The sequence below is a fragment of the Saccharothrix coeruleofusca genome (genome assembly GCF_017876325.1).
Taxonomy (GTDB): domain Bacteria; phylum Actinomycetota; class Actinomycetes; order Mycobacteriales; family Pseudonocardiaceae; genus Actinosynnema; species Actinosynnema coeruleofuscum.
Genome location: NZ_JAGINV010000001.1, coordinates 4716353 through 4740000, shown reverse-complemented (window position 1 = coordinate 4740000; position 23648 = coordinate 4716353). Strand labels below are relative to the sequence as shown.

At 71.3% G+C, this 23648-nt stretch carries 24 protein-coding genes and 2 rRNA genes (1 of these 26 cut by a window edge); 23 read left to right on the top strand and 3 right to left on the bottom strand.

Annotated features, from left to right (window positions below; genetic code table 11):
• Both JOF41_RS21035 and rrf read left to right on the top strand, forming a co-directional pair.
• Nucleotides 1-1373 (top strand): 23S ribosomal RNA (locus JOF41_RS21035) (it extends 1739 nt beyond the left edge of the window).
• A 110-nt stretch (nucleotides 1374-1483) separates the two neighbouring features.
• A 5S ribosomal RNA gene (rrf, locus tag JOF41_RS21030) occupies nucleotides 1484-1600 on the top strand.
• 46 nt (nucleotides 1601-1646) lie between these two features.
• On the opposite strand, the gene JOF41_RS37280 is transcribed toward rrf, so the two are convergent.
• A complete protein-coding gene (locus tag JOF41_RS37280) occupies nucleotides 1647-3278 on the bottom strand; it encodes a hypothetical protein (protein WP_244989648.1) in 1632 nt (543 codons plus the stop codon).
• On the opposite strand from JOF41_RS37280, the gene JOF41_RS37275 reads away from it, so the two are divergent.
• From JOF41_RS37275 to JOF41_RS20980, 10 genes are all read left to right on the top strand, one after another.
• Nucleotides 3267-3839, top strand: a complete 573-nt coding sequence (locus JOF41_RS37275; protein WP_244989647.1) for a tetratricopeptide repeat protein — start codon at nucleotides 3267-3269, stop codon at nucleotides 3837-3839. The genes JOF41_RS37280 and JOF41_RS37275 overlap by 12 nt on opposite strands.
• Nucleotides 3840-3915: 76 nt before the next feature.
• Entirely contained in the window at nucleotides 3916-4713 is a 798-nt protein-coding gene (locus JOF41_RS21020) for an HAD-IIA family hydrolase (RefSeq protein WP_306344687.1), read from the top strand.
• 4 nt (nucleotides 4714-4717) lie between these two features.
• Nucleotides 4718-4891 carry a hypothetical protein gene (locus JOF41_RS21015; protein ID WP_189224862.1) on the top strand — a complete coding sequence of 58 codons (174 nt, stop codon included), beginning with the start codon at nucleotides 4718-4720 and terminating at the stop codon, nucleotides 4889-4891.
• Nucleotides 4892-4895: 4 nt separating this feature from the next.
• The gene (locus JOF41_RS21010) at nucleotides 4896-5702 is read left to right on the top strand and encodes a TlyA family RNA methyltransferase (protein ID WP_209621369.1); all 807 of its coding nucleotides are present in this window, start codon (nucleotides 4896-4898) and stop codon (nucleotides 5700-5702) included.
• Nucleotides 5703-5758: 56 nt separating this feature from the next.
• The gene (locus JOF41_RS21005; protein ID WP_189224860.1) at nucleotides 5759-6655 is read left to right on the top strand and encodes an NAD kinase; all 897 of its coding nucleotides are present in this window, start codon (nucleotides 5759-5761) and stop codon (nucleotides 6653-6655) included.
• Nucleotides 6656-6693: 38 nt separating this feature from the next.
• On the top strand, nucleotides 6694-8481 hold the full coding sequence (recN, locus tag JOF41_RS21000) for a DNA repair protein RecN (protein WP_189224859.1): 1788 nt from the start codon (nucleotides 6694-6696) through the stop codon (nucleotides 8479-8481).
• A complete protein-coding gene (locus JOF41_RS20995) occupies nucleotides 8478-9224 on the top strand; it encodes a hypothetical protein (RefSeq protein WP_209621367.1) in 747 nt (248 codons plus the stop codon). Before recN ends, JOF41_RS20995 begins: the two co-directional genes overlap by 4 nt.
• A gap of 228 nt (nucleotides 9225-9452) precedes the next feature.
• A complete protein-coding gene (gene pyrG, locus JOF41_RS20990; protein WP_189224857.1) occupies nucleotides 9453-11144 on the top strand; it encodes a CTP synthase in 1692 nt (563 codons plus the stop codon).
• On the top strand, nucleotides 11141-11755 hold the full coding sequence (locus JOF41_RS20985; protein WP_209621365.1) for an NUDIX domain-containing protein: 615 nt from the start codon (nucleotides 11141-11143) through the stop codon (nucleotides 11753-11755). The genes pyrG and JOF41_RS20985 overlap by 4 nt, the downstream gene beginning before the upstream one ends.
• 408 nt (nucleotides 11756-12163) lie before the next feature.
• On the top strand, nucleotides 12164-12529 hold the full coding sequence (locus JOF41_RS20980) for a DUF2752 domain-containing protein (RefSeq protein ID WP_307867485.1): 366 nt from the start codon (nucleotides 12164-12166) through the stop codon (nucleotides 12527-12529).
• Here the strand turns inward: JOF41_RS20980 and JOF41_RS20975 are convergent.
• Entirely contained in the window at nucleotides 12518-13021 is a 504-nt protein-coding gene (locus tag JOF41_RS20975; protein ID WP_189224855.1) for a DUF1707 domain-containing protein, read from the bottom strand. The two genes, JOF41_RS20980 and JOF41_RS20975, sit on opposite strands and share 12 nt — an antisense overlap.
• 57 nt (nucleotides 13022-13078) lie before the next feature.
• Here JOF41_RS20975 and xerD point away from each other — a divergent pair, with 57 nt between their 5' ends.
• From xerD to JOF41_RS20925, 10 genes are all read left to right on the top strand, one after another.
• Complete coding sequence (xerD, locus tag JOF41_RS20970; protein ID WP_372448490.1) at nucleotides 13079-13972, top strand: site-specific tyrosine recombinase XerD; 894 nt, start codon at nucleotides 13079-13081, stop codon at nucleotides 13970-13972.
• Between the two features lie 50 nt (nucleotides 13973-14022).
• The gene (locus JOF41_RS20965; protein WP_209621362.1) at nucleotides 14023-14367 is read left to right on the top strand and encodes an ArsR/SmtB family transcription factor; all 345 of its coding nucleotides are present in this window, start codon (nucleotides 14023-14025) and stop codon (nucleotides 14365-14367) included.
• Between the two features lie 99 nt (nucleotides 14368-14466).
• The gene (locus JOF41_RS20960; protein ID WP_209621360.1) at nucleotides 14467-15435 is read left to right on the top strand and encodes a ParA family protein; all 969 of its coding nucleotides are present in this window, start codon (nucleotides 14467-14469) and stop codon (nucleotides 15433-15435) included.
• Nucleotides 15432-15767 (top strand): hypothetical protein, encoded by a 336-nt coding sequence (locus tag JOF41_RS20955; protein WP_189224853.1) that lies wholly within the window; start codon nucleotides 15432-15434, stop codon nucleotides 15765-15767. Before JOF41_RS20960 ends, JOF41_RS20955 begins: the two co-directional genes overlap by 4 nt.
• Nucleotides 15764-16600 (top strand): segregation and condensation protein A, encoded by an 837-nt coding sequence (locus tag JOF41_RS20950; protein ID WP_189224852.1) that lies wholly within the window; start codon nucleotides 15764-15766, stop codon nucleotides 16598-16600. The genes JOF41_RS20955 and JOF41_RS20950 overlap by 4 nt, the downstream gene beginning before the upstream one ends.
• Nucleotides 16597-17238, top strand: coding sequence for an SMC-Scp complex subunit ScpB (gene scpB, locus JOF41_RS20945; RefSeq protein ID WP_307867484.1), 642 nt, complete (start codon nucleotides 16597-16599; stop codon nucleotides 17236-17238). The genes JOF41_RS20950 and scpB overlap by 4 nt, the downstream gene beginning before the upstream one ends.
• Nucleotides 17231-17971, top strand: a complete 741-nt coding sequence (locus JOF41_RS20940) for a pseudouridine synthase (RefSeq protein ID WP_189224850.1) — start codon at nucleotides 17231-17233, stop codon at nucleotides 17969-17971. The genes scpB and JOF41_RS20940 overlap by 8 nt, the downstream gene beginning before the upstream one ends.
• Nucleotides 17972-18255: 284 nt before the next feature.
• Complete coding sequence (locus JOF41_RS20935) at nucleotides 18256-19023, top strand: ABC transporter permease (protein WP_189224849.1); 768 nt, start codon at nucleotides 18256-18258, stop codon at nucleotides 19021-19023.
• Nucleotides 19020-19829: an ABC transporter permease gene (locus JOF41_RS20930; RefSeq protein ID WP_209621358.1), complete on the top strand. Its 810-nt coding sequence runs from the start codon at nucleotides 19020-19022 to the stop codon at nucleotides 19827-19829. The genes JOF41_RS20935 and JOF41_RS20930 overlap by 4 nt, the downstream gene beginning before the upstream one ends.
• Before the next feature lies 1 nt (nucleotide 19830).
• The gene (locus tag JOF41_RS20925; protein ID WP_209621355.1) at nucleotides 19831-20760 is read left to right on the top strand and encodes an ABC transporter ATP-binding protein; all 930 of its coding nucleotides are present in this window, start codon (nucleotides 19831-19833) and stop codon (nucleotides 20758-20760) included.
• Between the two features lie 266 nt (nucleotides 20761-21026).
• Here JOF41_RS20925 and JOF41_RS20920 read toward each other — a convergent pair whose 3' ends face one another.
• Nucleotides 21027-22271, bottom strand: coding sequence for a 4-hydroxybenzoate 3-monooxygenase (locus JOF41_RS20920; RefSeq protein ID WP_229795929.1), 1245 nt, complete (start codon nucleotides 22269-22271; stop codon nucleotides 21027-21029).
• A gap of 137 nt (nucleotides 22272-22408) precedes the next feature.
• Here JOF41_RS20920 and JOF41_RS20915 point away from each other — a divergent pair, with 137 nt between their 5' ends.
• Nucleotides 22409-23434 (top strand): ABC transporter substrate-binding protein, encoded by a 1026-nt coding sequence (locus JOF41_RS20915; protein WP_189224845.1) that lies wholly within the window; start codon nucleotides 22409-22411, stop codon nucleotides 23432-23434.
• Nucleotides 23435-23648: the final 214 nt, after the last annotated feature.

The window sequence follows — 23648 nt, the reverse complement described above, 5'->3', positions numbered from 1 at the left end:
TGCATAGCCGATTGAGGCGAAGTAGGGTGATCCCATGCTGCCGAGAAAAGCCTCTAGTGAGTGTTCATGCGGCCCGTACCCCAAACCGACACAGGTGGTCAGGTAGAGAATACCGAGGCGATCGGGCGAACTGTGGTTAAGGAACTCGGCAAAATGCCCCCGTAACTTCGGGAGAAGGGGGGCCGAGGGATTTGAAGCCCCTTGCGGGCTAGGATTTTTCGGCCGCAGAGACCAGCGAGAAGCGACTGTTTACTAAAAACACAGGTCCGTGCGAAGTCGCAAGACGATGTATACGGACTGACGCCTGCCCGGTGCTGGAACGTTAAGGGGACCGGTTAGCTCTTCGGGGCGAAGCTGAGAACTTAAGCGCCAGTAAACGGCGGTGGTAACTATAACCATCCTAAGGTAGCGAAATTCCTTGTCGGGTAAGTTCCGACCTGCACGAATGGCGTAACGACTTCTCGACTGTCTCAACCACAGGCCCGGCGAAATTGCATTACGAGTAAAGATGCTCGTTACGCGCGGCAGGACGGAAAGACCCCGGGACCTTTACTATAGCTTGGTATTGGTGTTCGGTTCGGCTTGTGTAGGATAGGTGGGAGACTGTGAAGCGGCCACGCCAGTGGTTGTGGAGTCGTCGTTGAAATACCACTCTGGTCGTACTGGATGTCTAACCTCGGTCCGTGATCCGGATCAGGGACAGTGCCTGGTGGGTAGTTTAACTGGGGCGGTTGCCTCCCAAAGGGTAACGGAGGCGCTCAAAGGTTCCCTCAGCCTGGTTGGCAATCAGGTGTCGAGTGCAAGTGCACAAGGGGGCTTGACTGTGAGACCGACGGGTCGAGCAGGGACGAAAGTCGGAACTAGTGATCCGGCCATGGCTTGTGGAAGCGTGGTCGCTCAACGGATAAAAGGTACCCCGGGGATAACAGGCTGATCTTGCCCAAGAGTCCATATCGACGGCATGGTTTGGCACCTCGATGTCGGCTCGTCGCATCCTGGGGCTGGAGTAGGTCCCAAGGGTTGGGCTGTTCGCCCATTAAAGCGGTACGCGAGCTGGGTTTAGAACGTCGTGAGACAGTTCGGTCCCTATCCGCCGCGCGCGTAGGATACTTGCGGAAGGCTGTCCCTAGTACGAGAGGACCGGGACGGACGGACCTCTGGTGTGCCAGTTGTCCCGCCAGGGGCATTGCTGGTTGGCTACGTTCGGAAGGGATAACCGCTGAAAGCATCTAAGCGGGAAGCTCGTTCCTAGATGAGGTATCCCACCCTTTGTGGGTTAAGGCCCCCAAGAGACGATTGGGTTGATAGGCCGGAGATGGAAGGTCGGTAACGGCTGGAGTTGACCGGTACTAATAGGCCGAGGACTTGTCACGAAGACGCTACGCATCCACTGTGCGGTTCTGAAGGAACCGAACCGACCACCTGGTCGACCGGCATGGGCCGGGGCGATGGGGTGCCGTGAGGTTGGTTATCTTCATAGTGTTTCGGTGGTCATGGCGGAGGGGGAACACCCGGTCCCATTCCGAACCCGGTAGTTAAGCCTTCCAGCGCCGATGGTACTGCACTCGTGAGGGTGTGGGAGAGTAGGACGCCGCCGAACATTCTTTCCCTGAAAGGGCTTGTGGTGGGGGCACAGTGAAATGTGCTCAAATCACAAGCCCTTTCGGCGTGTCCATAGGAGGAGTTAGGTGTCTAGGTTCGGGGATCGTCCCGGCGACCGTGATCGTGGCCAGGGAGACCGACCGCGCCGATCCGACGGTGGCCGCGCTGACGCAGACCGCAGGCAGAGCGGCGGAGGCGAGCGTTCGGGCGGGTACCCGCGCCGCGACGACCGACCGCGCTACGACAAGCCGCGCGGCGGTGACCGCAGGGACGAGAGCCGGGGTGGCTACCAGCGTCGGGACGACCGTCCCCGCTCGGACCGCCGTGACGATCGCACAGGCGCCCCGCGCCGCGACTACCAGAGTCGCGATGATCGCGGTGGCGAGCGTCGCGAGTTCCGCCCGCGCGATGATCGCGGCGGTTACCAGCGTCGGGACGACCGCGGTGGGGAGCGTCGCGAGTTCCGTCCCCGTGATGACCGGGGTGGGTACCAGAAGCGCGATGACCGCGGTGGCGAGCGCCGTGAATTCCGTCCCCGTGACGACAAGCCTCGCTTTGACCGGCGTGATGACCGGCCCGGTTACCAGAAGCGTGATGACCGTGGCGGCGAGCGCCGTGAATTCCGTCCGCGCGACGATCGCGGCGGTTACCAGCGTCGTGATGACCGGCCCAGCTACCAGCGTCGTGATGACAGCGGTGGTGAGCGTCGGGAGTTCAAGCCCCGTGATGACCGTGGTGGTTACCAGCGTCGGGACGACCGTGGCGGCTACCAGCGTCGTGATGACCGGCCGCGTTTCGACCGCAGGGACGACCGGCCGCGTGATGACCGTGGCGGCGAGCGCCGGGAGTTCCGTCCGCGCGATGATCGCGGCGGTTACCAGAAGCGTGATGACCGGCCCAGCTACCAGCGTCGTGATGACAGCGGTGGTGAGCGTCGGGAGTTCCGTCCGCGCGATGACCGTGGTGGTTACCAGCGTCGGGACGACCGTGGCGGCTACCAGCGTCGTGATGACCGGCCGCGTTTCGACCGCAGGGACGACCGGCCGCGTGATGACCGTGGCGGCGAGCGTCGCGAGTTCCGCCCGCGCGATGACCGCGGCGGTTACCAGAGCCGGGACGAGCGCGGTGGTAACCAGCGGAGGGACGACCGCGGTGAGCGCCGCGAGTTCCGTCCGCGTGTGGATCGGCCGCGTGAGGACCGTCCGCGTGAGGACCGTCCGCGCTTCAACAAGCAGCGCGACGAGCGCAGCCGTGACCGCGCCGCCCGCTTCCAGGAGCGCGTTGCCCCTGCCGATGAGCAGCAGCCGGTGGCCGAGGAGGCCATCGAGGAGACCCCGGCCCTGACGGAGGCGACCGCAGTCCCCGAGGTCACGGCCGAGGTGGAAACCGAGCTGCCCGCCGATGAGCCGCAGGGGGAGCAGCAGGACGACGAGCGCACCGGGACCGAGACCGAAGCCGAGGTCGAAACCCAGGTAGAGGCAAAGACCGAGGCCGAGGACGTCCAGCAGGCGGCGGGTGTCGAGGAGCGCGAGGAGCGTCGCGAGGACAGCGGTGAGGGCATCCGCAAGGGCATTCCCGAGCTGCCCGCCGAAGCCGACATCTCCGCGCTGGCCCCCGAGATCAAGCAGGAGCTGCGCGGTCTGCCCAAGGGCCTGGCCGAGATCGTGGGCAGGCACCTGGCCGCCGCCGGGATGCTGATCGACAGCGACCCCGAGCTCGCGCTGGAGCACGCCCGGTACGCGCGCGGCAAGGCCGCTCGGGTCGGTGTGGTCCGCGAGGCCGCCGGGCTGACCGCCTACCACGCCGGTGAGTGGGCCGAGGCGCTGTCCGAGCTGCGCGCGGCCCGTCGCATGTCGCACGGACCCGGCCACATCGCGGTCATGGCCGACTGCGAGCGCGCCCTGGGCAGGCCGGAGCGGGCCTTGGAGCTGGCGCGCGAGGCGCAGGGGCTGAAGCTGTCCCCGGACGAGTCCGTGGAGCTGCGCATCGTCGCGGCCGGGGCCCGCCGTGACATGGGACAGCTGGAGGCGGCGGTGGTCGCGCTGCAGGGCGACGACCTCGACCCCAAGCGTCGTAACCCGTGGAGCGCGCGTTTGTTCTACGCCTACGCCGACAACCTGGAGGCCGCCGGGCGCACCGAGGAAGCCGTGAAGTGGTTCCTCAACGCGGCCGAGGCCGACGACGAGGGCGAGACCGACGCCGCCGAGCGGGCGTTCGACCTCAGCCCGCAGGACTGATGACACTGCGGGACTGACGACAGCGCGGGACTGACGACCGCGCAGGAACGACCGACAGCGCAGGACTGGACGACAGGTGGGGGAGACCGTGCTGCTGGCCCGCTACGACGCACTGCTGCTTGACCTCGACGGCACGGTCTACCGCGGGCGGGAAGCCGTGCCCGGCGCGGTGGCCGCGGTGGCCGCCGCGCGGGAGCGCGGCACGGGCATCAGGTTCGTCACCAACAACGCCTCGCGCTCGCCTCGGGAGGTCGCCGAGCACCTCACCGAGCTGGGTTTCGACGCCGCGCTCGACGAGGTGAGCACCAGCGCCCAGGCCGCCGCGACGATGCTGGTGGACCTGGTGCCGGAGGGCTCCCCGGTGCTGGTGCTGGGCACCGACGCGCTGGCCGAGGAGGTCCGGCTGCGCGGGTTCTCCCCCACCCGCGAGGCGGCGGGCGCGGTGGCCGTCGTGCAGGGCCTGTCACAGGACCTCGGCTGGCGCGAGCTGGCCGAGGCCTGCGTGGCCGTTCGCGCGGGCGCCCGCTGGGTCGCCTGCAACGTCGACGCCACGCTGCCCACCGAGCGCGGCCTGCTGCCCGGCAACGGTGCTCTGGTCGCCGCGCTGCGCACCGCCACCGGTGTCGAACCGCTGGTGGCGGGCAAGCCCGCGACGCCGCTGCTGGAGCAGGCGGCGAAGTCCCTGGGCGCGCAGCGGCCCCTGGTCGTCGGGGACCGGCTGGACACCGACATCGCGGGCGCGGTCAACGCGGGCATGGACTCCTTGCTGGTGCTCACCGGGGTGTCCACCGAGGCCGAGGCGCGGGCGCTGCCCGAGGAGCGGCGGCCGACGTACGTGGCGGCGGACCTGTCGGTGCTGGATCGGCTACCTTGAACCAGTGAGCTTCGAAGTTCCCCTGCCCGGACCGCCGCGCGATCCGGTGGCGGGCATCGATGACGCGCTCGCCGGGCTGGACGGCCTGGAGCGGCTGGACGTCGTCGAGCACGTGGCCCGCTTCGACGACGTGCACACGGCGCTGACCGCGGCCTTGTCCAGCATCGACAAGGTGTGACGAGGTGCCGCGCAGGGCTCGGCTCGACGCCGAACTGGTCCGCCGCGGGCTGGCCCGCTCACGGGAGCACGCCAGCCAGCTCGTGGCCGAGGGCAAGGTGACCGTCCGCGGCACCGTCGCCACCAAGCCCGCCACCGCCGTCGAACTGGACACGGCGCTGGTCGTCCGCGACCACGACGACCCCGGTTGGGCCTCTCGTGGCGCGCACAAGCTGCTGGGCGCGCTGGAGGCGTTCGACGGGGTCTCCGCCGAGGGCAGGCGCTGCCTGGACGCGGGCGCGTCCACCGGCGGGTTCACCGACGTGCTGCTGCGCGCGGGGGCCCGCGAGGTGGTCGCGGCCGACGTCGGCCGCGGGTTGCTGGACTGGCGGCTGCGCACCGACGACCGCGTGGTGGTCAAGGACAGGACCAACGTCCGGTCGCTGTCCCCGGAGGACATCGGGGGCCGGGTTGAACTGGTGGTGGCCGATCTCTCGTTCATCTCGTTGAGGCTCGTGCTGCCCGCACTGGCCAGTTGCCTCGACGAGGAGGGCGATCTGCTGCCGATGGTGAAACCCCAGTTCGAGGTGGGCAAGGAGCGGTTGGGCTCGGGCGGGGTCGTGCGCGATCCCGAGCTGCGCGCGCGGGCGGTGCTGGACGTGGTGGACGCCGCGTCGGCGCTGGGCCTGCGGTTGCACGGCGTGGTCGCCAGCCCGCTGCCCGGCCCGTCGGGCAACGTCGAGTTCTTCGCCTGGCTGCGCCACGGCGATCCCCTGGACGCGGACTCCGCCGCCGCGCTCGTGCGCGAGGCCGTCGCGGAAGGACCCCAGTGAGCGACAGTTCGGTGAACGACAGTTCGGTGAGTGGCGGTTCGGGTTGCGGCGGTTCGGTGAGCAGCAGGGAGATCCTGCTGGTCGTGCACACCGGGCGGCGCAGCAACGTCCGGGTCGCGCAGGAGGTGGCCGCGCGGTTCGCCGAGGCGGGGGTGAAGCTGCGGGTGCTGGAGGACGAGGCGCCCGACCTCGACCCGTCCTGCTACGCGCAGGTGGTGCCCGCCGACGACAAGGCCGCCGAGGGCGCGGAGCTGGTGTTCGTGCTGGGCGGTGACGGCACGCTGCTGCGCGCCGCGGAGCTGGCCCGCGCGGCGGGCGTGCCGGTGCTCGGGGTGAACCTGGGCCGGGTCGGCTTCCTGGCCGAGGCCGACTCCGACGCGCTGTTCGAGGCGATCGGGCACGTGATCCAGCGCGACTACGACGTCGAGGAGCGGATGACCCTCGACATCATCGCGGTGCTGGACGGCGAGGTGCTGGAGAGCACCTGGGCGCTCAACGAGGCCAGCGTCGAGAAGAGCATGCGGGAGCGCATCCTCGACGTGGTGGTGGAGGTCGACGGCAGGCCGGTGTCGGCGTTCGGCTGCGACGGCGTGCTGGTGGCCACCCCGACCGGCTCCACGGCCTACGCGTTCTCCGCGGGCGGCCCGGTGGTGTGGCCGGACGTGCAGGCCCTGCTGGTGGTGCCGAGCAACGCGCACGCGCTGTTCTCCCGCCCGCTGGTGGTCTCGCCCGCGTCGGTGGTGGCGCTGGAGGTCGACGCCGGGGGACACCCGGCGGTGCTGTGCGCCGACGGCAGGCGGACCGTCGAGCTGCCTCCGGGGGCTCGGGTGGAGGTCGCGGGCGGCAGCACGCCGCTGCGGCTGGTCCGGTTGCGGCAGGGGCCCTTCGCCGATCGGCTGGTGGAGAAGTTCTCGTTGCCGGTGCAGGGTTGGCGCGGTCCGGCGGCAGGTTGACCGCTCGCGTGTCGGGATCGCCCAGTAGTGTTCGGCCTGTGTTGGCCGAGATGCGCATCCAGGGCCTCGGTGTGATCGACGAGGCCACCCTTGAGCTCGCCCCCGGTTTCACCGTGGTGACGGGCGAGACCGGCGCGGGCAAGACCATGGTCGTCACCGGCCTCCACCTGCTGGGCGGGGGGCGGGCCGAGGCGTCGCGCGTGCGCAACGGCGCGGAGCGGGCGGTGGTCGAGGGCCGCTTCCAGGCCCCGGCGGGCAGCCCGGCGGCGAAGGTCGCCGAGGAGGTCGGCGGCGAGCCCGACGAGGACGGCGCGGTGATCGCGGTCCGCACGGTCGGCGCGGACGGGCGTTCGCGCGCCCACCTGGGCGGCCGGTCGGTGCCCGTCGGCGTGCTGGCCGAGCTGGCCGAGCAGCTGCTGGCCGTGCACGGCCAGAACGACCAGCTGCGCTTGCTGCGCCCCACCGAGCAGCGCGCGGTGCTGGACCGGTTCGCGGGCGACGAGGTGGCCGAGCCGCTGCGCGCCTACCAGAAGGTGCGCGAGGAGTGGCTGCGCGTCGCCACCGAGCTGGTGGAGCGCACCGAGCGCTCCCGCGAGCTGGCCCGCGAGGCCGACCTGCTGCGCCACGGCCTGGCCGAGATCAGCGCGGTGGACCCCAAGCCGGGCGAGGACGTCGAGCTGGTGGACGAGGCGCGCAGGCTGGCCGACGCCGACCAGCTGCGCGAGGCTGCCGCGGGCGCCCAGTACGCGGTGGCGGGCGCACCCGACGGCGATCCCGACACCCCCGGCGCGCTGGGCCTGATCGGCGAGGCGAGGCGCAGGCTGGGCACCTCGGAGGACCCCAAGCTGCGCGACCTGGAGCCCCGGCTGGTGGAGGCGGAGACGCTGCTGGCCGACGTGGGCGCGGAGATCGCCTCCTACCTGGAGCACCTGGACGCCGACCCGGCGCGGCTGGAGCAGGTGCTCGCCCGGCAGGCCGAGCTGAAGTCGCTGACCCGCAAGTACGCCGCGGACGTGGACGGCGTGATCGCGTGGGCGCGGGAGGCGGCCTCCCGGCTGTCCGGCCTGGACACCTCCGACGAGGCGCTGGCGGCGCTGGCCGCGCGGCGCGACGAGCTGGCCGCCGAGCTCGCCGGGTACGCCCGGCAGGTGACCGCCGCGCGCACCGAGGCGGCGCTGGAGCTGGGCCGCGAGGTCTCCGAGGAGCTGACCGGGCTGGCCATGCCGCACGCCACGGTCGAGGTCGTGGTGCGGCCCCGCGTGGCCGAGCAGGGCGACCCGCAGGCGCTGGAGGTCGACGGGCGGCGCCTGCACGCGGGCGTCAGCGGCGTGGACGACGTGGAGCTGCGGCTGATCGCGCACCCCGGCGCGCCCGCGCTGCCGGTGCACAAGGGCGCCTCCGGCGGCGAGCTGTCGCGGGTGATGCTGGCGCTGGAGGTCGTGCTGTCGCACTCCGACCCGGTGCCGACGCTGGTGTTCGACGAGGTCGACGCGGGCGTGGGTGGGCGCGCGGCGGTGGAGGTCGGCAGGCGGCTGGCCCGGTTGGCGCGCAGCCACCAGGTCATCGTGGTCACCCACCTGCCGCAGGTCGCCGCGTTCGCCGATCGGCACCTGGTGGTGGACAAGACCGCCGACGGGGTGCTGACCCGCAGCGGCGTGCGGGTGCTGGACGAGTCGCAGCGGGTGGTCGAGCTGGCCCGGATGCTGGCGGGCATGGACTCCACCGACACCGGGCGCGCGCACGCCGAGGAGCTGCTGGCGGCGGCCAAGGCGGACAAGGAGAACGTGCCCGTGGTGCGGCGCAGGGGGAAGAAGAAGACGACGTGAACCGCGTGGTCCTGGCCGTGGTGGCCCTGCTGGCCGCGGCCGGACTGGCGGTGGTGGGCACCCTGCTGCCGCTGTACACGATGGGCTGGGAGCGCGCGGGCGGGTGGGTCGGTCTGTCCGTCACGTCCTGGGCGGTGGAGTCGGTCGGCCTGGAACTGCCCGAGGAGCTGAGGGCCAGCTCCCGGTTCGGTGTGCCGATCACCGCGGGCGCGGTGCTGCTCGCGGTGGCCGCGGCGCTGCTGGTCGGGCGGCGTCCGGCCCCGGCGAGGCCCGACCCCGCCGAGGGCGAGATCGTCGTCTACGAGCTGCGGCCCGTCGACGCCGAGCCTGCCGGTGAGCCCGACGGCGCGGCCGTGGCGCCCGCGGCGCGACCTGCGGCGCCCGCCGCGCGGCCCCGGCGCGACGGCCTCGCCCGAGCCTTGGCCTTCGGCGGTGCCGGAGTGCTGGTCGGCGCGGTGTGGTCGGTGATCACCGTGGTCACCAACACCCTGGACCAGGGCAGGTCGGCGGGCGGGGCGCCCAGCGAGTGGGAAGCCGGTGACGGCGTGGTGGTGCTCGCCGTCGCCTGCCTGGTCGCCGTCGTCGGCGCGGTGCTGGCGATGGGTGGTGGCGCCGCGCCCGCCTCGGAAGCCTCCGCCGAGCTCGCCGCCGAGTTCCCCGGCGACGACACGCGGACCCCGCCCCACGGCTTCCCTCCCCTCGGAGGTCCGGGAGACGGACCCGATTCACCCGACCGGGCGTAATCGTCCACTGTGGACGGCCCGTTCGCGGGCGGGCATCGCCGCCCTGGCGTTGAATTCGGGGGTTCTGGGCGTTCGACTCGCGGTACCTGGAGGTTCGACTCGCGGGACTAGGCCGTCCGGGTGATCCGCGCTGGGGACTGCGGTGCGCTGGGTGACCGGCGGCGTGTTAGCGTTAGGGCCCGTGGACAGGGCGGTGGCCCTGCGGAATTTCGGACCACGGGAGCCTCGTTGGTGCTTCAGGCACGCACGACCAAGCACGTTTTCGTCACCGGGGGCGTGGCCTCCTCCCTGGGCAAGGGGCTCACCGCTTCCAGCCTCGGCCAGCTGCTGACCTCGCGCGGCCTGCGGGTGACCATGCAGAAGCTGGACCCCTACCTCAACGTCGACCCCGGCACGATGAACCCGTTCCAGCACGGCGAGGTCTTCGTCACCGAGGACGGCGCCGAGACCGACCTGGACATCGGCCACTACGAGCGGTTCCTGGCCCGCGACCTGTCCGGCGACGCGAACGTGACCACCGGCCAGGTCTACTCCGAGGTCATCGCCAAGGAGCGCCGCGGCGAGTACCTCGGCGACACCGTGCAGGTCATCCCGCACATCACCGACGAGATCAAGCGCCGCATCCGGGCGATGGCCGAGCCCGGTCCCGACGGCGTCGCGCCCGACGTGGTGATCACCGAGGTCGGCGGCACCGTGGGCGACATCGAGTCGCTGCCGTTCCTGGAAGCCGCCCGCCAGGTGCGCCACGACGTGGGCCGGGACAACGTGTTCTTCCTGCACGTCTCGCTGGTGCCCTACCTGGCGCCCTCCGGTGAGCTCAAGACCAAGCCGACGCAGCACTCGGTGGCCGCGCTGCGCAACATCGGCATCCAGCCCGACGCCATCGTGTGCCGGGCCGACCGGGAGATCCCGGACGCGCTCAAGCGCAAGATCGCCCTGATGTGCGACGTGGACACCGACGCCGTGGTGGCCGCGGTGGACGCGCCGTCGATCTACGACATCCCCAAGGTGCTGCACGCCGAGGGCCTGGACGCCTACGTGGTGCGCAGGCTCGGGCTGCCGTTCCGGGACGTCGACTGGACCGTGTGGGGCGACCTGCTGGACCGGGTGCACAACCCGGCGGAGAAGGTGCGCATCGCGCTGGTGGGCAAGTACGTCGACCTGCCGGACGCCTACTTGTCGGTGACCGAGGCGCTGCGCGCGGGCGGGTTCGCCCACCGCGCCAAGGTGGAGATCGCGTGGGTGCCCTCCGACGAGTGCAAGACCGCCTCCGGCGCGGCGCACGCGCTGGCGGGCGTGGACGCGGTGCTGATCCCCGGCGGCTTCGGCGTGCGCGGCATCGAGGGCAAGATCGGCGCCATCACCCACGCCCGCACCAGGGGCATCCCGCTGCTGGGCCTGTGCCTGGGGCTGCAGTGCATGGTCATCGAGGCGGCGCGCAACCTGGCGGGCATCGAGGACGCGAACTCCACCGAGTTCGAGGAGACCGGCTCGCCGGTCATCAGCACCATGGCCGACCAGGAGGACGTGGTGTCCGGGCAGCGCGACATGGGCGGCACCATGCGCCTGGGCGCGTACCCGGCCAAGCTGATCCCCGGCTCGCAGGTGGCCAGGGCCTACGGCGCCGACGAGGTCTCCGAGCGGCACCGGCACCGCTACGAGGTCAACAACGCCTTCCGCGACCGGCTGGCGCGGGCCGGGCTGGTGTTCTCCGGCACCTCGCCGGACGGCAGGCTGGTGGAGTTCGTCGAACTGCCCGCCGACGTGCACCCGTTCTTCGTGGCCACCCAGGCGCACCCGGAGCTGAAGAGCCGTCCGACCAAGCCGCACCCGCTGTTCGCCGCGCTGGTCAAGGCCGCGCTGGACTACCGGCTGGCCGACCGGCTGCCGCTGCCCGAGACCGCCGGGGCGGCCCAGTGACCAGGCACGAGTTCCAGACCGTCGCCTCGCGCGACGTGCACGTCGGCAAGGTCGTCGCGCTGCGGGTGGACGAGGTGGCCATGCCGGGCGGCGGCACGGCGCGGCGCGAGGTCGTGGAGCACCTGGGCGCGGTGGCCGTGGCGGCGGTGGACGACGACGGCGCGGTCACCCTGATCCACCAGTACCGGCACCCGCTGGGCAAGCGGATCTGGGAGCTGCCCGCCGGACTGCTGGACGCGGGCGACGAGACACCCCTGGCCGCGGCCCGGCGCGAGCTGGCCGAGGAGGTCGGCCTGGCCGCCACCGACTGGGTGACGCTGGTGGACGTGGCCGCTTCGCCCGGTTTCACCGACGAGGTGGTGCGGGTGTTCCTGGCCCGCGGCCTGACCGAGGTGGACCGGGAGGCCATGGGCGAGGAGGAGGCCGACCTGGAGGCCCGGCGGTTCCCGCTGGACGAGGCGGTGGCGATGGCGCTGGCGGGCGAGATCGTCAACGGCGCCGCCGTCGCGGGCCTGCTGGCCGCCCAGGCGGTCCTGGCGGGCCGGGCCACCCCGCGCCCCGCCGACGCCCCCTTCACCGACCGCCCCACCAAGTTCGCCTCGCGTTCCTAGCCCAGGGCCGCCCGGCCACCAGCCGGGCGGCCCACCACGCCCGCCCCCGGTGTCACCCACCTATGGGCGTGTTGGGCGTGTCGTCCCCGCGAGTCGAACGCTCAGACACCCTGAACTCAACATTCGCGCACCCCGACCCGCACTTCCGCGGCCCTGGCCGGCGCTTCCGCGCCCCTCGGGTAGTAGTTACAGGCCTTCCCGGCCCCGTCGGGTAGTACTTGCCCACGCACCAGGGGGGCGCGCGCGGAGCGCGCGCAGCGGCGCGACCCGCCATCCTTGGCGACCTGCCGCGCGGCGAGCGCCCTCTTTGCTGGATAACCCAACCCGAACGACGAACTCAGGGGTCCTGAGCGTTCGACTCGCGATCTGGCGTGACGTGGGCGCGCACCCACCAGGCACACTGGGCGGGTGCGCGGACCACTGGCGATGGCGGCGGGGGCAGGTGCGGCCTGCGCCCTGCTGCTGGTCGTGGACCCCAACCAGCCGGGCTCGCTGCTGCCGCCCTGCCCCCTCTACGCCCTGACCGGCATCCAGTGCCCCGCCTGCGGATCCACCCGCATGGTCCACGCCCTCCTGCACGGCGACCTGGCCGCCGCCTGGCACTTCAACGCGGCGATGCTGGTCGCGGGCCTGCCGCTGCTGGCCTGGCTGTGGTGGCGGTGGTTCCGCGCTTCGCGTGCGGGGCTGCCGACGCCGCCGCTGCCGCGCCGGGTCGGCGCCCCCGTCGTCGCACTGGCCGTGGCGTGGACGTTGGCGCGCAACCTAGTCGCGTAGCTTGCGCCCCTGGGCGTCGGTCCCGCCGTTGACCAGCAGGATGATGCCGTCGATCAACGTCCAGATCCCGCAGCCGCCGCAGGTGAGCAGCTGCGCCACGCCGATCGCGACGTCCCCGATGTAGAACCGCCCGATGCCGAACGGGGTCACCAGCTGGAGCACCCCGGCGGCGATCTTGGACTTGTCCGACAGCGGCTGCCCGGTCAGCGGGTCCACGCCGTAGGGCGTCGCGTGGTACTGCGGCACGTACCCCACCGGAGGCGGTGGGGGCGGGTAGTAGGCCGGTGGCGGGGCCAGGAACCGCGGGTGCGGCTGCGGCAGGTCGCGGAACAGCGCCGCCAGGTCCTGCGCGGTCTGCGCGGCCGCGGCGTAGCCGACCCGCTGCTCGTACTCGCCGATCTCCAGGCGGCCCGCGGCGAAGTGGTCGTTCAGTGCGCTGATCGCTTCCTCGCGCTGCTGGTTGCCGATGCGCACCCGGTGGGGTTGGGACACCGGGCAAACCTAGCCCGCCCGGCGGCGGGTGCAGCGCGCTGTGCCAAGGTGGTCGCCGTGGTGGTGGAGGATTCGATCGCGACGTACCTGGACCACCTGGCGGTCGAGCGCGGCACGGCCCGCAACACGCTGGACTCCTACGCCCGCGACCTGCGCCGCTACGCCGAGCACCTGGCCGCGCGCGGGATCACCGACCTGGCCGGGGTCACCGAGGCGGTGGTGGCCGACTTCCTGGCCTCGCTGCGGGAGCGCGGGTTGGCCGCCTCGTCGGCGGCCCGGACCCTGGTGGCGGTGCGCGGTCTGCACCGGTTCGCCCACCGCGAGGGCGTCACCCCCGCCGACCCGGCTCGCGCCGTGCACCCGCCGACGCCGCCGCGCAGGTTGCCCAAGGCGCTGCCGGTCGACGACGTGCTGCGGCTGCTGGACACGCCGGGGGACACCCCGGCGGCGCTGCGCGACCGCGCACTGCTGGAGCTGCTGTACTCCAGCGGCGCGCGGATCTCCGAGGTGGTGGGGCTGGACGTGGACGACGTCGACGCCGCCGAGCGGACCGTGCTGCTCGATGGCAAGGGCGGCAAGCAGCGGGTGGTGCCGGTGGGCAGGCCCGCGCTGGCCGCGCTGGAGTCCTACCTGGTGCGCGCCCGGCCGTCGCTGGCCAAGCGGGCCAACCCGGCGCTGTTCCTCAACGCCCGCGGCGGCAGGCTGTCCCGGCAGACGGCCTGGCACGTGCTCAAGACCGCCGCCGAGCGGGCGGGCATCACCGCGGAGGTCTCGCCGCACACCTTGCGCCACTCCTTCGCCACGCACCTGCTGGAGGGCGGCGCGGACGTGCGGGTGGTGCAGGAGCTGCTCGGTCACGCCTCGGTGACCACCACGCAGGTCTACACCCTGGTCACGGTGAACACGCTGCGCGAGGTCTACGCGACCGCGCACCCCCGTGCGCGCCAGTAGCGGGCGGTACCGTGTGCGCACACCTGAGCGGAGCGGGAGGTGCTGCCGAGGTGCCGAGTCTTGAGGAGCCCGAGCGCTCGCAGATCGAGCTGGGCGCGGTGCTGCACGCGTTGAGCGACCCCACGCGGTTGGCCGTGGTCCGCCAGATCGAGGCGGACGGGGAGCGGCTGTGCGGGGCCCTGCTGGTGGAGGTGGCCAAGTCCACCCTGTCGCAGCACCTGCGCGTGCTGCGCGAGGCGGGCATCACCCGGACCAGGGCCTGCGGCAACCAGCGGTGGGTCTCGCTGCGCCGCGACGACCTGGACGAGCTGTTCCCCGGCCTGCTCGACGTGGTGCTGCGGGCGGCCGACCGGACCGCCGACCGGATGGGGGAGCGGACCGCCGCGGCCAGGTAGCCGGGGTGGGGAACCTGCCCCCGTACGGCGAGGCGCGTTGCTGGGTGGCGGTGGTGTGCCTAGGCTTCGCCCAGGCACAGGACTACGGATCGGGAAGCGATGTCGACACCGGAGCACGTGGGCGAGGGCGGGTACGTCCCGCCGCCCGCGCCGACCGGTGTGCCGCGCGCGTCGGTGGAGCTCAGCCTCGCGCCGCACGCCGCCCCGCTCGACGAGGACGCCACCGAGCAGGTCGCGGGCGACATCGGGCCCACCGGCAGGCCGCTGCGGTTCGTGCCGGACCCGCCGCTGGTGGCGCACCACGGGCCCGCGAAGATCCTGGCGATCTGCAACCAGAAGGGCGGGGTGGGCAAGACCACCTCGGCCATCAACCTCGGCGCGGCGCTGGCCGAGTACGGCCGCCGCGTGCTGCTGGTCGACTTCGACCCCCAGGGGGCGCTGTCGGTCGGGCTCGGGGTGCAGCCGCACCAGCTCGACCAGACCATCTACAACGTGATCATGGAGCGCAACGTCGGCGTGCAGGACGTGATCATGCGCACGCCGGTGGACGAGATGCACCTGCTGCCCAGCAACATCGACCTGTCGGCGGCGGAGATCCAGCTGGTCTCCGAGGTCGGCCGGGAGCACACGCTGGTGCGCACGCTGCGCCCGGTGATCGACCAGTACGACTACGTGCTGGTGGACTGCCAGCCCTCGCTCGGCTTGCTCACGGTCAACGCCCTCGCGGCGGCTGACGGCGTCCTCATCCCGCTGGAGTGCGAGTTCTTCAGCCTGCGCGGGGTCGCCCTGCTCATCGACACCATCGAGAAGGTCAGGGAGCGGTTGAACCCGAAGCTGGAGATCACCGGAATCCTCGCCACCATGTACGACCCGCGCACCCTGCACTCGCGCGAGGTGATGGCGCGCGTGGTGGAGGCGTTCGGCGACGTCGTGTTCGACACGGTGATCAACCGCACCGTCCGGTTCCCGGAGACGACCGTGGCGGGGGAGCCGATCACCCGGTGGGCGCCCCGCTCGGCGGGCGCCAAGGCCTACCGCGCGCTGGCGCGCGAGGTGATCGCCCGGTGACCCGACGCCCCTCGCTGCCGGGAGCTTCGGAGCTGTTCCGCCTCACCAGCCCGGCCGAAGCGACCCCCCTCGCGCCCGCGCCCGTCGCCGAACCGGAGTCGCCGCCGCAGCGGCGCGGCACCGGCAGGCAGAAGCACTCGACCAAGATCACCGTCTACGTCTCCGACGAGGAGCTGATCGGGCTGGAGCACGCCCGGCTGCAGTTGCGCGCCGAGCACGGCCTGGCGGTGGACCGGGGCCGGGTGGTGCGCGAGGCGATCGCCGTGGTGCTCGACGACCTGGAGGTCCACGGCGCCGACTCGCTGCTGGTGCGCAGGCTGCGCGAGCGGTGACCGCGCCAGCGCCCCCACCGGAGGAGCAGGTCGCGGAGGTCCCCGACGGTCGGTTCAAGGTCCGGCTGACCAACTTCGAGGGCCCCTTCGACCTGCTGCTGCAGCTGATCTCGCAGCACACCCTGGACGTCACCGAGGTGGCGCTGCACCAGGTCACCGACGACTTCATCGCCCACATCCGGGCGCTGGGCGACGGCTGGGACCTGGACGAGACCACCGAGTTCCTGGTCATCGCGGCCACCCTGCTCGACCTGAAGGCGGCGCGGCTGCTGCCGCAGGGCGACGTGGAGGACGAGGAGGACCTGGCGCTGCTGGAGGCGCGCGACCTGCTGTTCGCGCGATTGCTGCAGTACCGGGCCTACAAGCAGGTGGCGGCGCTGTTCGGGGAGCTGGAGCAGGGCGCCTACCGGCGCTACCCGCGCTCGGTGGCGCTGGAGCGGCGCTACGAGGGCCTGCTGCCGGAGGTGATGCTGGGGGTGGACGCCCGGCGGTTCGCCGAGATCGCCGCCGCGGTGTTCCGGCCCAAGCCGCCGCCCGCGGTGTCCACCGCGCACATCCACCAGCACCGGATCTCGGTCCGCGAGCACGCCGCGCTGCTGCGCGAGCGGCTGGCGGCGTGCGGCACGGCGACGTTCGCCGAGCTGGTCGCCGACTGCGCGGAGACCATCGAGGTGGTCGCGCGGTTCCTGGCGCTGCTGGAGCTGTACCGGGAGAAGTCGCTGTCGTTCGAGCAGCACGACCCGCTGGGCGAGCTGCGCGTGACGTGGGTCGGCGGGACCCTGGAGGAGGCGCGGGCGCAGGTCCGCGACGAGGAGGACGAGGAGTACGGGTGACCGAGCCTGAGCCGCGCCCCGCGCCGGAGGAGGCGGGCGCTCACGTGGCGGACGACGCTGCGGACGACGCTGCGGAGAGCACCGGCCTGCCCGACCTGGCCGACGACGCCGAGTTCGAGGGCGCGCTGGAGTCGGTGCTGCTGGTGGTGGACACCCCGATCGCCGAGGAGCAGCTCGCCGCGGTGTTCGAGCAGCCGGTGAAGCGGGTCACCTCGGCGCTGCACCGGCTGGCCGCCCGCTACACCGAGGCGGGCAGCGGCATCGACCTGCGTAGAATCGGAGAGGGGTGGCGGTTCTACACCAGGGACCGCTTCGCGCCATTCGTGGAGAAGTTGCTGCTCGACGGGCAGCGCGCCAAGCTCACGCGGGCCGCGCTGGAGACCCTCGCCGTGATCGCCTACCGGCAGCCCGTCACCAGGGCCCGGATCGCGGCGGTGCGCGGGGTCAACGTCGACGGCGTGATCCGCACGCTGGTCGCACGCGGGCTGATCGCCGAGACGGGCACCGACGCCGACACGGGTGGCCTCCTCTACCGCACGACCGAACTGTTCCTGGAGCGGTTGGGACTGTCGTCGTTGAACGACCTGCCCCCGATCGCCCCCCTGTTGCCCGAAGTGGATGCGATCGACGATGTCTGACCCCGGTTCTGAAGGCGTCCGGCTCCAGAAGGTGCTGGCCAAGGCGGGGATCGCCTCGCGGCGGGTGGCCGAGGAGCTGATCGAGCTCGGCCGCGTCCAGGTCGACGGCGAGGTGGTCCGCGAGCAGGGCCGCCGCATCGACCCGGAGACCGCGGTGGTCCACGTGGACGGCGTGCGCGTGGTGCTCAAGGACGACGTGATCACCCTCGTGCTGAACAAGCCGCGCGGCGTGCTGTCGACCATGCACGACGAGCAGCACCGGCCGTGCGTGGGCGACTACCTGTCCCAGCGCAAGGAGCGGCTGTTCCACGTCGGCAGGCTGGACGCGGACACCGAGGGCCTGCTGCTGCTGACCAACGACGGCGACCTGGCGCACCGGCTGATGCACCCCTCCTACGAGGTGTCCAAGACCTACCTGGCCGAGGTGCCCGGCCCCATCCCCAAGGGCCTGGGCAAGCAGTTGCGCGCGGGGGTGGAGCTGGAGGACGGCCCGGCCCGCGTCGACTCGTTCAAGCTGATCTCCTCCATGCCCGGCCGCGCCCTGGTGGAGGTGGTGCTGCACGAGGGCCGCAAGCACATCGTGCGCAGGCTGCTGGAGGCGGTGGGCCACCCGGTGCAGAGCCTGGTGCGCACGGCGGTGGGCGAGGTGCGCCTGGGCAACCAGCGCCCCGGTTCGATGCGCGTGCTCAACCGCCAGGAGGTCGGCTCGCTGTACAAGGCCGTCGGGCTGTAGCGGTCGCCTGGCGCCCGGCCGGGGCTACCACCCCCGCCGGGCGCCACCCCGGCGCAACCGCGTGCTGCGAATGGCGTCGCCCCGGTGTCGTCCTTTCGGTCGGGCAGCGCCTACCCCGGTCGACCCGATCGGTCCGCCGAGTCCTGTGTGGACCGCCGACTTCCCTTGTCACGCCGAAGATCACCTGGCGGAGTTTTGCCGCCACGCATTGTGGCGAGCGGGTGCCACTCTCTAGATTGAGCCGGGTTGGCTCGGGTTGATCAACTGGGAAGTAGGCGTTGCGCGTGCGTGCGCTCACCCGAGGGCTGCTCGGCGCGGTCGGGTTCCTCGTTGTCTGGGAGCTGTTCGGCCGGTCGGGTCTGGTTCCCCTGGAGTACTTACCGCCGCCGTCAGTGGTGGCGGTGGAGTTGTCGAAGCTGTTGGGCGATGAGCCGTTCCTCAGGGACGTGGTGGCCACGGTGCTGGCCCTGCTCATCGCGGTGGGGCTGTCCATCGGCATCGCGGTCCCCCTGGGCCTGGTGCTGGGCAGCGTGCCCGCCGTCCGCCACGCCACCCGCGCGGTGGTGGAGTTCCTCCGCCCGATCCCCTCGGTGGCCCTGATCCCGCTGGCCATCATGGTGCTGGGCATCGGACCGGAGATGAAGATCAGCCTCGCCGTCTACGCGGCGGTGTGGCCGATCCTGTTCAACACGGTCTACGCGCTGGACGAGCTGGACCCCCTGCTCGTGGAGACCGCGCGGGCGTTCGGCGCGGGCCGCGCGCGCGTGCTGCTCTCGGTGGCGCTGCCCAGCGCGCTGCCGTTCGTGCTGACCGGTGTCCGGCTGGCCGCGACGACGGGCCTGGTCGTCCTGGTCAGCGTCGAGCTGCTGGCGGGCGGCTCGGGAGGGCTCGGGCAGTTCATCATGGAGGCCCGCAGCGGCGCGGGCCGCATGGACCTGGTCCTCGCCGGGACCGTGGTCGCGGGCGTCATCGGCTACCTGCTCAACGAGGGGCTGGAACGCGCGCAGCGCCGCTGGGTCGGCTGGGGCTCGGCCACCGGGGGGCGCTCGTGACGAGGTTGTCCGGGTTCCTCCAGCGCTGGGTGGTGTTCGCGGGCCTCGTCGTGGTCTGGGAACTGGTCACCCGCGCGGTCGACGACACGTTCTTCCCGCCCCCGTCGGAGATCGCCGCGTCGGCCCACGAGCTGTGGTTCTCCGGTCCGCTGAGCGATCTGCTGCTCACCGACACCGTGTTCGACCACGTGCTGCCCAGCGTGGGCAGGCTGCTGGCGGGCTGGGGCATCGCCGCGGTGGTCGGCGTCTCGCTGGGGGTGGCCATGGGCCGCTCGACCGCGGCCATGCAGTTCGCCGGACCGGTGCTGACGTTCCTGCGCTCGATCCCGCCGCCCACCCTGGTGCCGGTGTTCCTGCTGATCTTCAACATCGGCACGTCCATGCAGCTGGCCACGATCGTCTTCGGCGTGCTGTGGCCGATCCTGCTCAACAGCGTCGACGGCGCCCGCTCCGTCGACACCACCAAGTTCGAGACCTCGGCGGTGTTCCGCATCCCCAGGGCGCAGTGGGTGCTCGGTGTCGTGCTGCCCGCCGCGGCCCCGAAGATCTTCGCCGGGCTGCGGGTCAGCCTGTCGCTGTCCCTGGTGCTCATGGTCGTCTCCGAACTGGTGGGCACCGACAACGGGATCGGGTCGCAACTCCTCATCGCCCAGCGGGAGTTCGACTTCCCCGACATGTGGGCCGGGATCGTCCTGCTCGGCGTCCTGGGCTACGCCCTCAACACCGTGCTCCTGTCCTTCGAGCGCCGGGCGCTGGCCTGGCAGCCGAAGCGGGCGGAGCGCACCCCCGCGACGGTGGAGGATTGACATGACCGCGATGCTCGAGGTGACCGGCCTCGGCCACACCTACCAGGCGAAGGACGGGGCCCACACCGCCATCGCCGATCTGTCCTTCCGCGTGGGCGCGGGTGAGCTGGTCTGCGTGGTCGGCCCGTCCGGCTGCGGCAAGTCCACGCTGCTGCGCACCATCTCCGGCCTGATCCGCCCGAGCAAGGGCGAGATCACCTTGCACGGCGACGAGGTCCGCGGTGTGCCGGACGACCTCGCCGTGGTCTTCCAGGACTACAGCCGCTCGCTGTTCCCCTGGCTGACCGTGCAGGGCAACGTCGAGTTCCCGTTGCGGCGCGGCCTGAGCCGCGCCCAGCGCCGCACGCGGGCCGCGGAGGCCCTGGAGTGGGTGGGGCTGTCCGCCGCGGCCCGCAAGCACCCATGGCAGCTCTCCGGTGGGATGCAGCAGCGCGTGGCCATCGCCCGCGCGCTGGCCTACCGGCCCGCGCTGCTGCTGATGGACGAGCCGTTCGCGTCGGTCGACGCGCAGACCCGGTTCGAGCTGGAGGACCTGCTGCTCAAGGTCCGCGCCGAGCACGACACCACGGTCCTGGTGGTCACCCACGACATCGACGAGAGCGTGTACCTGGGCGACCGCGTGCTGGTGCTCTCGGGTTCGCCCGCCTCCGTGGTGGCGGACCTGCGGGTCGACCTGCCCGCGCGGCGCGACCAGGTCACCACGCGCGAGTCGGAGACCTTCGTGGCGCTGCGGGCCGAGGTGGCGCGGCTGCTGAACGTGGGCAAGCCCGCCGAGGACGTCGCGGACAGGCGCCGGGTCGACGAGCGCCGGGTCGACGAGCACCGGGCGGACGAGCGCCGGGCCGCGCGGTGGGCGGAGGCCGAGCGCGCCGAGACCGAGCGGGCCGGGCTGGTCGCCGCCCACGAGCGGGACGACCTGTTCTCCCGTTAGCCGGTCCATTCCCGGACCCCCGTGGCGCCGAATCCTCCGAGGAGGCTTCCGCGCTGCGGGGGTCTTTTCGTCGTCGGGGTTCCCGGTGGTCGTCCTCGGTTGTTCAGCGGCCCGCCGCCGGGGGTGCGGCGACCGGTCGGGGAGAAATCGACCGGCGCACCGCCGATGGGTTCCGGCGCATTTTCGTGCCGGTGCCGCAATGGCGGTGCGGTGGTCTTCGGGTCATTGGCGCGTCCGGTCGGGAGAAGCGACCGGACGAGCGCGGATCACGGTCCCACGTAGTTCTGCGCGAAATACCCGGCGGAAGCTCCGGAAGCGATGAGGTGTTCCAACCGGGCTTGTCCCAGGCGGCTCAGGAACGGTTCCGGTGACCGGTGGATCATGAACACCATCCACTGCGAGAACTCCTGCGCACGCCAGACCCGGCGCAAGCACACCTCGGAGTAGCTCCGCAGCCCGCTTTCATCACCCGTTCGGTGGTATGAGATCAGGGCGTCGGCGAGCACCTCGGCGTCGTGCAGCGCGAGGTTCATGCCTTTCGCGCCCACCGGTGTGATGATGTGCGCGGCATCGCCGAGGAGGTAGAGCCTGCCGTAGCACATCGGTTCGACAACGTGGCTGCGCATGTCCAGGATGCGCTTCTCGATGATGCGCCCCTCGGTCAGCTTCCAGTCCGAGTCGCGGAGCGCCAAGCGCTTGTGCAGCTCCGCCCAAACGCGATCATCGGGCCAGTTGTCCACCGTGTCGTCGGTCGGTACCTGCAGGTAATAGCGGGAAACCGTAGAACTGCGGAGCATGTGCCCGGCGAACCCGTCGGGGTGCAGCGCGTAAATCACCTTGTGCGTGGACGGCGGGGCCTCGGCGAGAATGCTCAGCCACTCGATGCCGTGCTGGTAGGTGAACTCCTGCACCGCTCCCGGCGGGATGCTGCGCCTGCTCACGCCGTGGAAGCCGTCCGCCCCGCCGAGGAACGAGCACTCGAGCCGCTCCCGGCGACCGTCGGAAGAAGTCCAGGTCAGAGCGGGTTCAGGGGTGTCGATGCCGTGCAGCTCGACGTCGGTGACGGAGAACCGGATGTCACCACCCCTGGCCAGGTAGTTGCTCAGCAGGTCCTTGACGACCTCCTGCTGCGGATACACGTAGTGCGTCTGCCCCTCGTAGAGGGACGAGTAGTCCACTTCGTGCGCTTCCCCGTTCACCCGGAATTCGCAGGCGCCGTGTCGATCCGCCTCTTGGAGCAGTCTGCCCGCCAACCCGTGATCGGCCAGCATCTGCACCGCGCGGTGTTCGATCACCCCCGCTCGCGGGCGTGTCTCGATGTACTCCCGAGTGCCGCGTTCCAGTACCACGCAGGGGATTCCCGCTTCGAGCAGGAGGTTCCCCAAGGTCAGTCCCGCCGGCCCCGCGCCGACGATCCCGACCACTCGTTGATTGCTCTGTATGGACGATTCGGGGTCTTCTTGGGTCACTGCGTTCACCTGCCTCTGGACAGCCTGTGCAAAGATGCTCACCGAAGGTAGTGGATCAAACCTTCGAGTGTCGGTCGACTGGGTTCTTGTCGTACCACTGGATCACTTTGAGTGGGCCTCCCCTGTCGTCCGTGCATCCTGCCCCCGCACTGTCGCCACTCCAACAGGAGATGTCCCCCATGACTCGAAGAGTCGGCCGCTCGGCAACCAGGCTCCTCAGCGCACTGTCCGCGGTCGCGATGCTCGCCGCGGTCTCCGGTTGCGGTCTGCTCGGTGGTTCCGAGAGCACATCAGCCGACGCCCCCTCGGGATCGGGCCAGGTCGAGAAGAGCAAGATCAAGCTGGGTCTGCTGCCCATCCTCGACGTCGCCTCGGTCCACCTCGCGATCAAGAAGAACTACTTCCGGGACGAGGGCCTGGAGGTCGAGGTCACCAACTTCCAGGGCGGCGCGGCGGCGATCCCCGGCCTGATCAAGGGCGAGATCGACATCACCTTCGGCAACTGGGTCTCGTTCTTCTCCGCCGAGGCCAACGGGGCGGCCAAGGGAGTGGACGGGCTGAAGCTGGTCTCCGACGGCTACCAGACCAAGCCGGAGATGTTCCTGATCGTCGCGGCTCCCGACGCCGCGGTGAAGTCCCCGCAGGACCTGGCGGGCAAGAAGATCGCGATCAACACCTACCGCAACATCGCCGAGCTGACCGCGCGGGCCACCCTGGAGGCCAACAACGTCGACCCGAACTCGGTGGAGTTCAAGGAAATGCCCTTCCCCGACATGGAGGCGGCGATCAAGGGCGGCAGCGTCGACGCGGCGTTCATGGTGGAGCCCTTCATCACCAGGGCCCAGCGCGCCATCGGCGCCACCACCGTGCTGGACGCGGCCTCCGGGCCGACCGACGGCATCCCGATCGGCGGCTACGCCACCACCGGCAAGTTCGCCCAGGACAACCCCAAGACCATCGAGGCGTTCCAGCGCGCGATGGCCAGGGGGCAGAAGGACGCCTCCGACTCCGCCGCGGTCGTGCCGCTGCTGCAGGAGTACGCCAAGGTCGACAAGGAGACCGCGGGCCTGGTGAAGTTCGGCGAGTTCCCGACCTCGCTGGACGCCACCCGGCTGCAGCGCGTCGCCACGCTGATGCGCACCTACGGGCTGCTGGAGAAGGACTTCGACGTCAAGCCGATGATCCTCGCCGGTTCCTCGGGTTGATTCCACGCGGAGGGGGAGTCCGGGCCGGGCTCCCCCTCGGTCGTTTCCCCGCCGGGTCGACCGCGTGAAAAGACCATGAAGTGGAGTTAGCGTTCGTTTAGCGGGGTCCGCCCCGCGATGCGGGACAATGATTGATTTGCAAAGTACCGCGTTCCTCCTCCGAACGGCGGTATGAGGACCGGGGATTTTCCATCAAGATCGCCCGGGTTTGCAG